The 12,139-nt window shown below is 62.9% G+C and carries 17 protein-coding genes; 9 read left to right on the top strand and 8 right to left on the bottom strand.

Annotated elements, in window-relative coordinates:
- Positions 1–363 precede the first annotated feature (363 nt).
- Positions 364–699: a 2Fe-2S iron-sulfur cluster binding domain-containing protein gene (locus tag Q8K05_RS18515; RefSeq protein WP_305248173.1), complete on the bottom strand. Its 336-nt coding sequence runs from the start codon at positions 697–699 to the stop codon at positions 364–366.
- A gap of 142 nt (positions 700–841) precedes the next feature.
- Here Q8K05_RS18515 and Q8K05_RS18510 point away from each other — a divergent pair, with 142 nt between their 5' ends.
- Positions 842–1,363, top strand: a complete 522-nt coding sequence (locus Q8K05_RS18510; protein WP_305248171.1) for a GNAT family N-acetyltransferase — start codon at positions 842–844, stop codon at positions 1,361–1,363.
- 71 nt (positions 1,364–1,434) lie between these two features.
- Here the strand turns inward: Q8K05_RS18510 and Q8K05_RS18505 are convergent, their stop codons facing one another.
- Positions 1,435–1,608, bottom strand: a complete 174-nt coding sequence (locus tag Q8K05_RS18505) for a hypothetical protein (protein ID WP_305248169.1) — start codon at positions 1,606–1,608, stop codon at positions 1,435–1,437.
- A gap of 209 nt (positions 1,609–1,817) precedes the next feature.
- On the opposite strand from Q8K05_RS18505, the gene Q8K05_RS18500 reads away from it, so the two are divergent.
- Together Q8K05_RS18500 and Q8K05_RS18495 are read left to right on the top strand one after the other, a co-directional pair.
- A complete protein-coding gene (locus Q8K05_RS18500; RefSeq protein WP_305248167.1) occupies positions 1,818–2,162 on the top strand; it encodes a YqjD family protein in 345 nt (114 codons plus the stop codon).
- Between the two features lie 160 nt (positions 2,163–2,322).
- Positions 2,323–3,264, top strand: a complete 942-nt coding sequence (locus Q8K05_RS18495) for a DUF808 domain-containing protein (RefSeq protein ID WP_305248165.1) — start codon at positions 2,323–2,325, stop codon at positions 3,262–3,264.
- A 201-nt stretch (positions 3,265–3,465) separates the two neighbouring features.
- On the opposite strand, the gene Q8K05_RS18490 is transcribed toward Q8K05_RS18495, so the two are convergent.
- Both Q8K05_RS18490 and Q8K05_RS18485 read right to left on the bottom strand, forming a co-directional pair.
- Positions 3,466–3,759, bottom strand: a complete 294-nt coding sequence (locus Q8K05_RS18490; protein ID WP_305248163.1) for a hypothetical protein — start codon at positions 3,757–3,759, stop codon at positions 3,466–3,468.
- A gap of 111 nt (positions 3,760–3,870) precedes the next feature.
- Complete coding sequence (locus tag Q8K05_RS18485) at positions 3,871–4,134, bottom strand: hypothetical protein (protein WP_305248161.1); 264 nt, start codon at positions 4,132–4,134, stop codon at positions 3,871–3,873.
- On the opposite strand from Q8K05_RS18485, the gene Q8K05_RS18480 reads away from it, so the two are divergent.
- Entirely contained in the window at positions 4,122–5,360 is a 1,239-nt protein-coding gene (locus tag Q8K05_RS18480; protein WP_305248159.1) for a class I SAM-dependent methyltransferase, read from the top strand. The genes Q8K05_RS18485 and Q8K05_RS18480 overlap by 13 nt on opposite strands.
- A gap of 33 nt (positions 5,361–5,393) precedes the next feature.
- Positions 5,394–6,341 carry a tRNA-dihydrouridine synthase gene (locus Q8K05_RS18475; RefSeq protein ID WP_305248157.1) on the top strand — a complete coding sequence of 316 codons (948 nt, stop codon included), beginning with the start codon at positions 5,394–5,396 and terminating at the stop codon, positions 6,339–6,341.
- On the opposite strand, the gene modC is transcribed toward Q8K05_RS18475, so the two are convergent.
- From modC to modA, 3 genes are read right to left on the bottom strand one after another with little or no spacing between them, the layout of a single operon-like run.
- Entirely contained in the window at positions 6,342–7,427 is a 1,086-nt protein-coding gene (modC, locus tag Q8K05_RS18470) for a molybdenum ABC transporter ATP-binding protein (protein ID WP_305248155.1), read from the bottom strand.
- Positions 7,424–8,107: a molybdate ABC transporter permease subunit gene (modB, locus tag Q8K05_RS18465; protein WP_305248153.1), complete on the bottom strand. Its 684-nt coding sequence runs from the start codon at positions 8,105–8,107 to the stop codon at positions 7,424–7,426. Before modB ends, modC begins: the two co-directional genes overlap by 4 nt.
- Positions 8,104–8,868, bottom strand: a complete 765-nt coding sequence (gene modA, locus Q8K05_RS18460; RefSeq protein ID WP_370868916.1) for a molybdate ABC transporter substrate-binding protein — start codon at positions 8,866–8,868, stop codon at positions 8,104–8,106. Before modA ends, modB begins: the two co-directional genes overlap by 4 nt.
- 79 nt (positions 8,869–8,947) lie before the next feature.
- Between modA and Q8K05_RS18455 the strand changes: the two genes are divergently transcribed.
- Both Q8K05_RS18455 and Q8K05_RS18450 read left to right on the top strand, forming a co-directional pair.
- A complete protein-coding gene (locus Q8K05_RS18455; protein ID WP_305248149.1) occupies positions 8,948–9,715 on the top strand; it encodes a TOBE domain-containing protein in 768 nt (255 codons plus the stop codon).
- Between the two features lie 95 nt (positions 9,716–9,810).
- Complete coding sequence (locus Q8K05_RS18450; protein ID WP_305248147.1) at positions 9,811–10,320, top strand: DUF1993 family protein; 510 nt, start codon at positions 9,811–9,813, stop codon at positions 10,318–10,320.
- Positions 10,321–10,478: 158 nt separating this feature from the next.
- On the opposite strand, the gene Q8K05_RS18445 is transcribed toward Q8K05_RS18450, so the two are convergent.
- A complete protein-coding gene (locus Q8K05_RS18445; protein ID WP_305248145.1) occupies positions 10,479–10,922 on the bottom strand; it encodes a DUF4864 domain-containing protein in 444 nt (147 codons plus the stop codon).
- Between the two features lie 124 nt (positions 10,923–11,046).
- Here Q8K05_RS18445 and Q8K05_RS18440 point away from each other — a divergent pair, with 124 nt between their 5' ends.
- Both Q8K05_RS18440 and Q8K05_RS18435 read left to right on the top strand, forming a co-directional pair.
- The gene (locus Q8K05_RS18440) at positions 11,047–11,271 is read left to right on the top strand and encodes a tryptophan-rich sensory protein (protein ID WP_305248142.1); all 225 of its coding nucleotides are present in this window, start codon (positions 11,047–11,049) and stop codon (positions 11,269–11,271) included.
- Positions 11,272–11,389: 118 nt separating this feature from the next.
- Entirely contained in the window at positions 11,390–12,052 is a 663-nt protein-coding gene (locus Q8K05_RS18435; protein ID WP_305248140.1) for an alpha/beta hydrolase, read from the top strand.
- Positions 12,053–12,139 lie beyond the last annotated feature (87 nt).

Below are 12,139 nucleotides of genomic sequence, written 5' to 3'. Positions count from 1 at the left end.
GGTGTTTCTGTGGAAGCTGCAGGTGATGTGTCGATGGCCTCGGCGGCTGCCCTGTAGGGCAGCGCGGGCTCAAGCGCTGGAGGAGGCTGCTTCTTCATGGGATGGACGACCCTGTCGGGACACCTCTGATTTTGCCCCAGGCCGGCTGCTGCGCCCGTGTCGGTTGCCAATGTCCGTACGGGCACGGGGGAAAGTATGGCTATTTTTAGATAAAAAATGACTGTAGCCCTCTACGGTAAAGAGATTGTTGCTATGATAAAAATAGCTATTTCATGCTTTCCTGGAGGCGCCGCCGCCTGGCTTTGTCCCTTCCTGCAGGGCTTTGCGTGCCATTTTTTTGAACGCCTGGATCGCTGCAGGCGATCAGAAAGGCAGTTCGATCACCACGTCAGACGCTGGATACGCCACGCAAGGCAGGATGTACCCCTCCTGCTTTTCTTGCGCGCTCAGGCCCGGCCATTCGATGCGGTACAGCACCTGGCCGCTGATCAACTGGCAGATGCAGGTGCGGCAGGTGCCGTTGCGGCATGAACTCGGCAGCGCCAGTCCCGCCCGCTCTGCAGCCTGCAGCAGCGGCACTGAAGCCGGCGCCGAAAACGCGGGGCCAACGGCGTGAATGCGCGCCTCAAAGACAGCGCAGGCCGGATCTGCCGGGCCGGACTGATTCGGCACAAGGGATGAAGGCTGGAGGGCGGGCATAGGGTCAAAGTGCTTGATTTTGCAGCAGGTGCTGGGGCGGCAGCGCAATGGATTTACCGCAAGCCCAAAGGGCCATGCCGCAATTTGCGCGACAATTCCGCCTCCCGATCCTTTCCCTCACTGATTCACAAGCGATTTTTTCATGTCCAGCTACTCCGTTCGCCCCGCCACTGCCCGCGATGCCAAAGCCATTGCCGAAATTCACGTTGCCGCCTGGCAAGCCGCCTACAAGGATGTGATGCCTGCGGACTACCTCAAGTCGATGACGGTCGAAAAGCGCCAGGCCTACTGGCGCGAAGCCATTGAATTCAGCGAGCCGCAATTGCTGGTCGCGACCGAGGGCGAGCAAGTGGTCGGTTTTGTGGGCTACGACCGCTCACGCGATGCAGGCACCCGCTCCACCATGGGCGAAATCTGGGCCATGTACGTGGCGCCAGCGCACTGGCGCCAGGGCGCTGGCCTGGCGCTGTGGGACGGCGCACGCGACGGCCTCAAAGAAGAAGGCTGCACGCAAGTGAGCATGTGGGTGCTGCTGCGCAATGAGCCAGCCCTGCATTTTTGCGAATACGCCGCAGGCTTCAAGCGTGAAATGCCCTCGCTCAAGACGGTCGCCTTTGGCAGCGAAAAACTTGAAGAAATCCGCCTCAAGCGCGCCGTTGATTAACGTCTAGCCGGCCACCCAACAGCCAGGCCAGGCGGGTCAAAAGGCCAATAGTCCGGAGCTCGCCGTGGCGCTCAGGACGGCACCTGCACCTCGCCTTCCTCGTCGGGAAGCAGCGGTGTGCCCTCGTCCGGGTCGACTGGCAATTCCAGGCCCTCGTCGTCCTCGTCGTCCTCGGACGGTCCCCGGTGCGGGTGGCCGTGATTGGCAAGGCGGTTTTTCTGGGTGGCGCTTGCGGTGGCGGGCATGTGAAATCTCCTTCAAAGCTTGATGATCCCGGTTCGAATGGCAAGCGCTTTAACAAAGAGCAAACAAACATAAAACAGCAGACGAATATTTCAGCATCTGTGCCGCATGAACCGTCATTTGTCCTACAGAGGATGCCTCCGGCGCCGCACAGGGCCGCGTCCAGCCTCGTTTTAAACTGGACGACAGATCTTTTTTGAAGGGAAACAGCATGGAAAAATTCAACGTGACGACCGGCAACCCCACGGACAGTGCCATTCACCGCGGCCTGGACTCGGCAGGCGCGGCGCTGCACAGCACCATCGACAAAGTGGCGGAGCCTGCGCGCAGCACGGTGGACCGCATGTCCACTGCCGCGCATGAAACCGTCGACAAGCTCGCCAGCAATGCCTCCCATGTCGTTGATCGTTTTTCGGACCAGACACGGCGCGTGACAGAGGCGCCCGCCCGCGCCCTGGGTTATTCAAAATCATGGGTTCAGGACAGGCCGCTCGAAGCGGTGGGCGCGGCACTGGCCATCGGGTTTATTCTCGGCCGGCTGACCTCGCGCCGATGAGCTGACCGCCCGCCTGCCAAACGGGCATCTGAAAACCGTCCGAGGGCGGTTTTTTTCTCCGCACCTGAATTTTGGTCAGAGGCGAGACAGCCTCTGCGGCTACCCTGCAGCTCGTCCATCCCGGCTTGCTCAGGCCACAACCCACCACACTCCATAAATTATGGCCACCAGCCTGCTTGCACTGATTGACGACATCGCCTCCGTGCTGGACGATGTGGCGCTGCTTTCCAAGGTGGCCGCCAAAAAAACGGCCGGTGTGCTGGGCGATGATCTGGCGCTCAATGCCCAGCAGGTTTCGGGCGTAAAAGTCGATCGGGAACTGCCCGTGGTCTGGGCCGTGGCCAAGGGGTCGTTCATCAACAAAGCCATCCTGGTGCCTGCAGCGCTGGCCATCGGTGCCTTTGCCCCGTGGGCCGTGACGCCGCTGTTGATGGTGGGCGGCGCCTTTCTTTGCTACGAAGGGTTTGAAAAACTGGCCCACAGGTTCATGCACAGTGCTGCCGAGCTTGAGGCGCAGCGCAAAGCGCTGGTGTCGGCGCTGGTTGACCCCACGGTGGATTTGCTGGCGCTTGAAAAAAGCAAGATCAAGGGTGCCGTGCGCACGGACTTCATCTTGTCGGCCGAAATCATCGCCATCACGCTGGGTACGGTGCAGGGCAGCCCGTTCATCACGCAACTGACGGTGCTCAGCGGTATCGCGGTCGTCATGACGGCGGGTGTTTACGGCCTGGTGGCCGGCATTGTAAAAATTGATGATGGCGGGCTGTACCTCAGTGAGCGCGCTGGCGCCAGCGCCGCGCACCGTTTTCAGCGAAGCCTGGGATGGGTCATTCTGCGCGCGGCCCCGTGGCTCATGAAAGGTCTTTCCCTGGCCGGCACGGTCGCCATGTTTCTGGTCGGTGGCGGCATCCTCACGCATGGCGTGGCCCCGGTGCGCCACGCGATTGAAGCGTTGTCGCAACAGGTGGGCACCCTGAATGGCGTGGGTGGCCTGCTGGGTGCCGTGACGCCATTGACCCTCGACGCTACGTTTGGTCTGCTGGCGGGGGCGCTGGTGTTGCTGGCCGTGACGCTGGTCAAAAAATTGTGGTCCAGACCCTGAACCGTCATTTCCGCTGATCGGCCAGTGCCGTCTTCAGCGCGTAGTGCGTGACCTTAGCCGGCCCGAACGAGGCCGACTGCGGACTTGGGATGATGGAGGATGGAGGATGGAGGAAGGCTTGCGCTGCAGCACGCCAGGAGATGCCCGGTCGTCGGTGCGGCACACCGTCGCGTGGCTGCTGGTTGGCGCGCCCGCCTTTGGTCACCGCCTGGCGTGAAACAGGGGTTGCGATGTTTCGAGGAACTCGTGATGAACATGTGCCATGTCCCGCACCAGCGTAACGATGCGTGTGTAGGCCTCCTGATCGCCCCTGGCCATGCGCTGCATTTCCTGCTCGTAGCGGCGGGTGACTTCTTTCCAGAGCAGGTAGGCGTTGTCAAATCGCTGGAGCGCCTGAATCTCCAGCCTGGTCGCTTGAGGCGCGCCCTGGCAGGCGCACCCGGCTTCCCTGCCGTCACGGGGCTGGGAATCCGGGCCCATTGTTTCAATCTCCATAGCGATCTCCCAGTCATTCGGCCCACAAGCATACAAAGGCCCGCATGAATAAGCCATAACCCACGCCATCCTCCAAGCCCGGTTGAGCCTATTTGATTCAGCACTTACATCTCAACACCCCCCGTGGAGCGCGTGCAATGGCGGCGGCGCCTCGCCGTAAATGGCCTTGCTGGCTACGAAGTCTTTGGCAAGGATTTTCTGTAAATCGATATTGCTATTTAATCGATAGCGTGAGATTGCCGTATTTGTTGGTGTTAACGGGTATTTATTCTTTGAAGTCGTAATCCCCTGGTTTTTTGTTCGGCCTGCGTTTCTCCCATCTGTTAAAACAGGTGCGTTCTTTCCTGTATTTTTCTTTCCCAATGCCCACTTCATCACCTGTTTCCAGTCCCGAATCCATTGCCCCTCTGCAGCCCACCCTCCGCTGGAGCGAGGCCGGCGAGGAGCGCTCGGCCCGCTGGCGCTCCGAACGCGGCGCACCGCCTCCCAAACGGGTCGTTCTGGCCGACGACACCACCTCCGCTGACACCGCCTACCGGCTGGCCTGCGAGGGCACGGCCTTGCTCTGGCGGGGCGACTTTCAAAATGCCCGGCAGCTGCTGCAGGCGCTCGCGCGGCGCATTGACAAACCGGTCAAAGCCTCCAAGCAGGCCCGGGTCGAGCGTAAAAAGGCCGCCGGTGCAGCCGCTTCCGGCGTGCCCGTCGGGCAAGCCTTTCACCTCTATCGCCAGGCCCAGTCGCAGCGCGCGCGGGTGCTGGGCATGGTGCTGGTCGAGTTTGGCGCTGATTACAGCATCGCATTGCGCCGCGCGCCGGATGCAAAGCAGGCCTGCACCGAAGCCTGGGGCGCTGCCGGCGAGGAGGCGGCTTGCGTGGCCTCGCTGCGCGAGTTGATGGGCGTGATCAGCGCGCACGAGTGGCGTAAAAAAGGCGTTGAAATCCCTGCGCTGGGCAAGGCGCCCAACAACCGCATTCACCCGCACTACGGCGTGTTTTCGCCGGTGCGCGGCGAGTATGTGGACCTGGTGGCCAATGCCCCTTTGCCCGCCAACCGGCCTTCCAAATTTGTTGCCTTTGACATTGGCACCGGCACCGGCGTGCTGTCGGCCGTGCTGGCCCTGCGCGACGTTGACCAGGTCGTGGCCACCGACCTGGACCCGCGTGCGCTGGCCTGCGCGCGCGAAAACATTTACCGGCTGCGCTTGCCGAATCCGGTCAAGGTGATGGAGGCCGACCTGTTTCCTGAAGGGCTGGCTTCCGTCATTGTCTGCAACCCGCCGTGGCTGCCGGCGCGCCCGGGCTCACCGCTGGAAGGCGCCGTGTATGACGAGGGCAGCCGCATGCTGCTGGGTTTTCTGAAAGGCCTGGCGGCGCATCTGGCGCCGGGCGGCGAGGGCTGGCTGATCCTGTCCGACTTTGCCGAACACCTGGAGCTGCGCACCCGCGCTGAACTGCTGGCCGCCATCAAGGACGCGGGGCTGAAGGTGGTGGGCCGGATCGACGCCAAGCCCGAGCACCCCAAGGCCGAAGATGCTACGAACCCGCTGCATGCCGCGCGGGCCGCCGAAGTGACTTCACTCTGGCGTCTGGCTGCCGCTTAGTTCTTTCCGGTCGTGACCATCCTGCTTGCGCCCATGGAAGGGCTGCTTGATTTTGTGTTGCGCGACATCCTGACGCGGGCCGGCGGCATTGACCGCTGCGTGTCCGAATTCATCCGCATCACCGACCAGCTGCTGCCCGAGCGCGTGTTCACCCGCATCGTGCCCGAGCTGCACAACGGCGGCCGCACCCTGGCCGGTGTGCCGGTGCGGGCGCAGTTGCTCGGGTCTGACCCGTCCTGCATGGCCGACAACGCGGCCCGGCTCGCCGGTCTGGGGCCGGCGGGCATTGACTTGAACTTCGGTTGCCCGGCCAACGTCGTGAATCGCCATGGCGGCGGTGCCGCGCTGCTCGATGACCCCGACACCATCGCCGCTATTGTTTCGGCGGTGCGCCGCAGCGTGCCCGCCCATGTACCGGTGTCGGCCAAGATGCGGCTGGGCTACCACGACGATTCGCGTGCGGTCGAGTGCGCGTTGGCCATTGCCGAGAGCGGCGCTGAAGAGCTGGTGGTGCATGCCCGCACCAAGGCGCAGGCCTACCGGCCGCCGGCCTACTGGGAGCGCATTGCCGACATTCGCGCCGCCGTGCGCATTCCGGTGGTCGCCAACGGTGAAATCTGGACGGTCGATGACGCGCGCCGCTGCCGGCAAGCCTCGGGCTGCGACATGCTGATGCTGGGGCGCGGCGCCGTGAGCGATCCGGGTCTGGCGCTGGCCATCAAGGCCGACCTGCAGGCGTCTGTTGGCGCCGTGCCGGACACGGCGCCCATCGGCTGGCCGGTGTTGGTGCCGCTGCTGGCGAAATTCTGGCTTCTGGTGTGTACCCGGCTGGATGCGCGTTCGCGGGCCGGGCGGCTCAAGCAGTGGCTCAACTTTCTGCGCCGCCGTTTCCCCGAGGCTGAAACGGCTTACCAGCAGCTCAAGGGCATCAACGACCCGGCCCTGATTGACGCCTGGCTGGCCGGCGTGGTGGCGCGTTAGTCATTCGACCAACGCGACCGACTTCACCTGCGCCCACACCGGTTTTCCGGGCAACAGCTTGAGCGTATCGACGGCGCGCGCGGTGATGCGCGCCAGCAAAACGGTGTCGCCGCAAGCCAGCCGCAGCAAGGCTTGCGATGGATGGGTGTCGGGCGCCACCGACTGGACCACACAGGGCAAAAGGTTCTGGATGCTGGAGTGCTGCGGCGCCTCGGTGCTCACGCTGACGTCGCGTGCCAGCACCCGCAGGCGAACATGCTTGCCAAGGGCTACGCCACTGTCGCGCAGCCACAGGCTGCCGCCCGCAAACTGGACCCTTGCCAGATGCCAGTGCGCGTCGCGCTCCTGCACCGTTCCTTCAAGCAAAGCGCCCATGTCTTCACCCAGTACGACGGGTGTTTCAATGCTGGCCAGAACCTGGGCCGCCGGTCCGGCTGCGGTCACTTGTCCGCGCTCAAGCACCACCAGCGTGTCGGCCAGCCGCGCCACTTCGTCAGCCGCATGGGTGACGTAGAGCATGGGAATGTGGATTTCGTCGCGCAGCCGCTCCAGCCAGGGCAGGATGTCCTGGCGGCGCGCATGGTCCAGCGAGGCCAGCGGCTCGTCCAGCAGCAGCAGCTGTGGCTGCATGGCCAGCGCGCGGGCGATGGCCACGCGCTGACGTTCACCGCCCGACAGCTGATGGGTGCGGCGCTTGCGCAATGGCCCGATGCCCAACAGTTCTATGGCCGTGTCCAGCGTCGCGGGCTGCTTGCCCAGGCCCGAGCGGCGCAGGCCGTATTCCAGGTTGCCCTGCACATCCAGGTGGTCAAAAAGGCTGGCTTCCTGAAAAACGTAGCCCAGCGGCCGGCGCCAGGGCGGCAAAAAAAACTGTTGCGCGTCGTCTTGCCATACCGTGCCGGCAATCCGTATCTGTGCGTTGTGCGGCCGCTCTAGCCCTGCTACACACCGGAGCAGCGTGGTCTTGCCGGAACCCGAGGCACCAAACAGCACCGTGATGCCGCGTGCCGGCAGCAGCAGGTCCACCTTCAGCGTGAAGTCAGGCCGCTCCTGCGTTAAGCGAATGACGTTGTCATCGCCGCTCACAGCAACACCCTGGCGTTGCGCCGGTTGAGCAGGCCCAGCCCCAGCAGCACCACAAAAGAAAACAGCAGCATGCCGCCAGCCAGCCAGTGCGCCTGCGCGTATTCCATGGCTTCCACATGGCCGTAAATCTGGGTAGACACCACACGGGTCTGGCCAGGTATGTTCCCGCCAATCATCAGCACCACGCCAAACTCGCCCACCGTGTGCGCAAAGGTCAAAATGGCGGCGGTCACAAAGCCGGGTCGGGCCAAGGGCAGTGCTACCGTGAAAAATGCATCCAGCGGCCGGGCGCGCAGGGTCGCAGCCACTTCCATCGGTCGCGCGCCAATGCCCTCAAAGGCGTGTTGCAGCGGTTGCACGGCAAAAGGCAGTGAATAAATCAGCGAGCCAATCAGCAGTCCGGTAAAAGTGAACGTCAGGGTGCCCAGGCCCAGAAACTGCGTCAGTTGGCCGCCTGGTCCGTTGGGTCCCAGCGTCACCAGCAGATAAAACCCCAGCACGGTGGGCGGCAGCACCAGGGGCAGCGCGACCACAGCGCCTATGGGCGCGCGCCAGCGTGATGCAGTACGCGCCAGCCACCAGGCCAGCGGTGTGGCCAGCAGCAGCAGCAGAACCGTTGTCAGGCTGGCCAGCTTGAGTGTGAGCCCGATGGCGTCCAGGTCGGCAGCGCTGATGCTCATGGGGGCGCCTGGCGTTCGTAGCCAAAGGCGCGCATGATGCCGTGCGCCTTGTCGCTTTTGAGGTAAACGGCCAATGCCGCTGCGGCAGGGCTGTCCTTGCCGGTGGTCAGCACGACCGCATCCTGCCTGATCGGTTCATGCAGATGGGCGGGAACCACCCAGGCCGAACCCCTGGTGATTCGTGCGTCAGCCATTACCTGCGAAAGCGCCACAAACCCCAGTGCCGCGTTGCCGGTGGCCACAAATTGGTAGGCTTGCCCGATGCTCTCGCCTTGAACCAGGCGGGGTTGAAGACTCTGCCGCAGCCCGAGCTTGTCCAGCGTCTGTGCGGCCGCTGCGCCGTAGGGTGCCAGTTTGGGGTCGGCCATCGCGATGCGCTCAAAGGTGCCATGGCGCAGCACCTCGCCTTTGTCATCGACCAGCCCGGGTTGTTTGCTCCACAGCACCAGCCTGCCAACAGCATAGGTAAAGCGTGTGCCGGAAACGGCGAGGCCTTCTTGCTCCAGGCGGGCAGGCGTGTCCTTATCGGCCGCCAGCAGAACCTGAAACGGCGCGCCATTCCTGATCTGGGTATAAAACTTGCCGGTCGAGCCAAAGGAGAGCACGGCCTGGTGTCCGGTGTCCTGCGCGAAGGCCGCCGCGATCCTTTGCATGGGGGCGGCAAAGTTGGCCGCAACGGCGACGCTCACATCCGCCGCGCAGGCCTGTCCCGCGGCGAACGCGGCAAGCGTGACAAGCAGACGAGAGAGTTTTTTCACGATGGATCGCTATGCTGATCAGGAATAGCGAAGTATAGCCTTCGCCCTCTTTTCTTTGTTCTGGCGACACAATAGGCGCACGATGAAACCCACACTACAACTGACCGATGCGCTGGGCCACGAGGTTGCGGACAAGCGCCTGGACATCTTGCGGCGCATTGGTGACGTCGGTTCGATTTCCGAGGCCGCACGTGGCGCCGGCGTGAGCTACAAAGCGGCCTGGCAAGCCATTGACACCCTGAGCAATCTGGCTGGGGCTGCGCTGCTGGAGCGCACGGTGGGTGGGGCTGGCGGAGGAGGGGCGCAATTGACGCAAGCGGGCAGGCAACTGTTGCAAGCTGCTCAATTGTTGAGTCACGCAAGAGCGCAGGTGTTCGCCCGGTTGGCGGCCCGCCCGGGTGATGCCTTTGCAGGGGCGGCGAAATTTGCAGCGCTGGGTCTTCGCACCAGCATGCGCAACCAACTGCCATGCTTTGTAACGGACCTTAAACCGAAGGGGCAGGCCATGCGGGTTGAACTGGTTTTGTCAGATGGCACTTCCCTGTTTTCGCGCATCACCCGTGAAAGCGCAGAGCTTTTGGCCCTGCACCCGGGTCAGGCCGTCCTTGCCCTGTGCAAGGCCACTGCGGTGGATGTCTTGCGCGCAGGTGAGCCGGTTCAGGGGCGCAACCAGCTTGAAGGTCGTGTCACGCGGTGTTCGCGCGCGGCTGCTGGCGGCGAAGCGGCACTGGCGCTGGGCTGCGGCCTTCAATTGGTGGGCTTCGCGGGCCCCGCCAGTGGCGTGAAGGTTCACGGCGCGGCTGTCGCCTATGTCGATGAATCCGCGGTGGTGGTGGCTTTGTCAGGCTGATGCAGACCGGCAAAGCGCCTGCCCCTGAATCCGGCGAGAATCCACAGGCTTACGCAGCCACCGCTGCAATCATCAATGACCCATCGAAAGAACCCATGAGCAACGCCATCTACACCGCCTCGATTCCCGTTTTTACACAAATGCTGGGTGGCCTCAGCGAGGTTTTGAGCAAAGCCGAAGCCTATGCCGCCGCAAAAAAGATCGACCCCCATGCGCTGCTTCAGGCCCGCCTGTTCCCCGACATGTTCCCGCTGCTGCGCCAGGTCCAGGTGGCCACCGACTTCGCCAAAAGCGTGGCTGCGCGGCTGGCCGGCGTGGAGGTGCCCAAGCTGGAAGAAACCGAGCAGAGCTTTGCCGACCTGCAGGCGCGTATCGCCACCGTGCTGGCCTTCATTGAAGGGCTGGACCCCGCCAAGTTTGACGGAGCCGCCACGCGCGAGATCGTCAGCCAGGCCGGCACGCCCAAGGAAAAGCGCTTTACCGGCCAGTCTTACCTGCTCAACTACGGCTTGCCGCATTTCTTTTTTCACATCACCACGGCGTATTCCATCCTGCGCCACAACGGCGTGGACGTTGGCAAAAAGGACTACATCGGCACGTATTGAAGGCCTGGGTATCGGGCTGAGCCTTGGCTCTGAAAATGATACCGCCGCATGCGGCAACCTCGTGTGTTAAAAAGTTGACAGCCGCGTATGAAAACAGGCCTTGGCGCTTTAAGTACGTGCGCTGATTGCTATTTAAAACGTAGCAAAAAGACCGGCCTTCAGGCCATGCGCCCCTTGTTGCTCACCACCTGGCAGCCTGTGATGCGCCAGGTTTTGTTTTTTTGCCGTTGCAGGCTGTAAATGGCCAGCCACGCGTCGCCGCGGTCGTCCAGCATCTGCACCCGCTGAATCACCTGGTCGTCCTGGCGTTCAGGTTTGAGAAAAGCGACCGAAGCGGGGCGGTAGACCACCGGGTAGCTGCGCCGCACCATGGCCATGAAGCCCGCTGCCGTGCCCACCGCTTCGCGCACATTGGGGGCAGCATAAGAAAATGCCTTGTTGGCATCGTCCCTGGCCAAGGCCGTGAGTTGGCCTTGCACCACGGCGCGCACGCTGTTTTCGTCGGTTGCTGTGAGGGGGGCAGCATGGGCTGGCGCCAGCAGCATCCAGGCGGCCAGCAGCCTTGCCAGCCATGCCATCAAGAAATGAGAAGTCGGGTTCATCTGGACACCTCCCGGGGTCGGTTTAAAAAGCTGAAAACAGGCCGTGTCGTCATCATGCCGCAAGTGCCTCTGACTGTACGCATGGGGCTGGTATTTGGATTCGGGGGGTGGCTTTGCAGTGGTTTTGTCGCTCGCGTCCTACCTTGCCATCAGCTTTTGCTATGTGCTGGTGCAGTATCTGAAACGGCGTTTGCCTTTTGGGCTGCGGCAGCCTTTTATTTTGAACCTGGTGTTTAACGCGGCCTACACGCCGATCCAGTTTGGACTAAAAAACAACCTGCTGGCCAGCGTCGATATATTGTTGGTGCTGGGCACGCTGATCTGGCCAGGCCGCTTGCGGCACCACTAAAATCTGGCCTTGATGCGGCCTCAATGCGGTCCCATGTGGTTCTTGCGGCGCCCACTCCGCCAGGCGCCGGCCGTTCCACCCTTCCTTTTCACTTCCCTCCTTTGTATCGGGTCAGCGCATGTCTCTTGAAGTCCTTGAAGCCCAAACCGGCGACCATCCGGTTGCCACCATTCTCATCATGCACGGTCTGGGAGCGGACGGGCGCGACTTTGTACCGATTGCCGAGCAGCTCGACCTCTCCAGCATCGGGCCGGTGCGCTTCCTGTTTCCGAGCGCGCCGCACATGCCGGTGACCATCAACGGCGGCTACACGATGCCAGCTTGGTACGACATCCTGGGCGCCGACCTGGTCAGCCGCCAGGACGAAGCCGGCATGCGCCAGACACAGGCGTCGATGGAAGCCATCATTGCGAACGAAAAATCGCGCGGCATCCCCGCCAGCCGTATCGTCGTGGCCGGTTTTTCGCAAGGCTGCGCCATGGCGCTAATGGCCGGCCTGCGCCATACCGAGCGGCTGGCCGGCATTGCGGGCCTGTCGGGCTATTTGCCGCTGGCTGAGAAAACGGCAGCGGAAGGCAGCGAAGCAAACAGGGGCGTGCCGATCTTCCTGGCCCATGGCACGCGCGACGGCGTGGTGGCGCTGCCGCGCGCCACCGCCACGCGCGACGCGCTCCTGGCACTGGGCTACCCGGTGGAGTGGCGCGAGTACCCGATGGAACACTCGGTCTGCCCGCAGGAAATTTCCGACCTGGCGCGTTGGCTGCAGCGCGTGTTGGCCTGAGTCGGCAAAACACACAGTAAAAAACAGTCTTGGCCCACGCAGGGCATTTGCATGCAGCTATTAAAAAAATAGCAAATTTGGTCCGCT

Source organism: Polaromonas sp., from assembly GCF_030682935.1.
Taxonomy (GTDB): domain Bacteria; phylum Pseudomonadota; class Gammaproteobacteria; order Burkholderiales; family Burkholderiaceae_C; genus Polaromonas.
This window is presented reverse-complemented; position numbering and strand designations above follow the sequence as displayed.

Excerpts from the sequence above, each read along its gene's own strand:
- Q8K05_RS18515 (WP_305248173.1), bottom strand. The coding sequence starts at position 699 with ATGCCCGCCCTCCAGCCTTCATCCCTTGTGCCGAATCAGTCCGGCCCG.
- Q8K05_RS18510 (WP_305248171.1), top strand. The coding sequence starts at position 842 with ATGTCCAGCTACTCCGTTCGCCCCGCCACTGCCCGCGATGCCAAAGCC.
- Q8K05_RS18505 (WP_305248169.1), bottom strand. The coding sequence starts at position 1,608 with ATGCCCGCCACCGCAAGCGCCACCCAGAAAAACCGCCTTGCCAATCAC.
- Q8K05_RS18500 (WP_305248167.1), top strand. The coding sequence starts at position 1,818 with ATGGAAAAATTCAACGTGACGACCGGCAACCCCACGGACAGTGCCATT.
- Q8K05_RS18495 (WP_305248165.1), top strand. The coding sequence starts at position 2,323 with ATGGCCACCAGCCTGCTTGCACTGATTGACGACATCGCCTCCGTGCTG.
- Q8K05_RS18490 (WP_305248163.1), bottom strand. The coding sequence starts at position 3,759 with ATGGAGATTGAAACAATGGGCCCGGATTCCCAGCCCCGTGACGGCAGG.
- Q8K05_RS18480 (WP_305248159.1), top strand. The coding sequence starts at position 4,122 with ATGCCCACTTCATCACCTGTTTCCAGTCCCGAATCCATTGCCCCTCTG.
- Q8K05_RS18485 (WP_305248161.1), bottom strand. The coding sequence starts at position 4,134 with ATGAAGTGGGCATTGGGAAAGAAAAATACAGGAAAGAACGCACCTGTT.
- Q8K05_RS18475 (WP_305248157.1), top strand. The coding sequence starts at position 5,394 with ATGGAAGGGCTGCTTGATTTTGTGTTGCGCGACATCCTGACGCGGGCC.
- modB (WP_305248153.1), bottom strand. The coding sequence starts at position 8,107 with ATGAGCATCAGCGCTGCCGACCTGGACGCCATCGGGCTCACACTCAAG.
- Q8K05_RS18455 (WP_305248149.1), top strand. The coding sequence starts at position 8,948 with ATGAAACCCACACTACAACTGACCGATGCGCTGGGCCACGAGGTTGCG.
- Q8K05_RS18450 (WP_305248147.1), top strand. The coding sequence starts at position 9,811 with ATGAGCAACGCCATCTACACCGCCTCGATTCCCGTTTTTACACAAATG.
- Q8K05_RS18445 (WP_305248145.1), bottom strand. The coding sequence starts at position 10,922 with ATGAACCCGACTTCTCATTTCTTGATGGCATGGCTGGCAAGGCTGCTG.
- Q8K05_RS18435 (WP_305248140.1), top strand. The coding sequence starts at position 11,390 with ATGTCTCTTGAAGTCCTTGAAGCCCAAACCGGCGACCATCCGGTTGCC.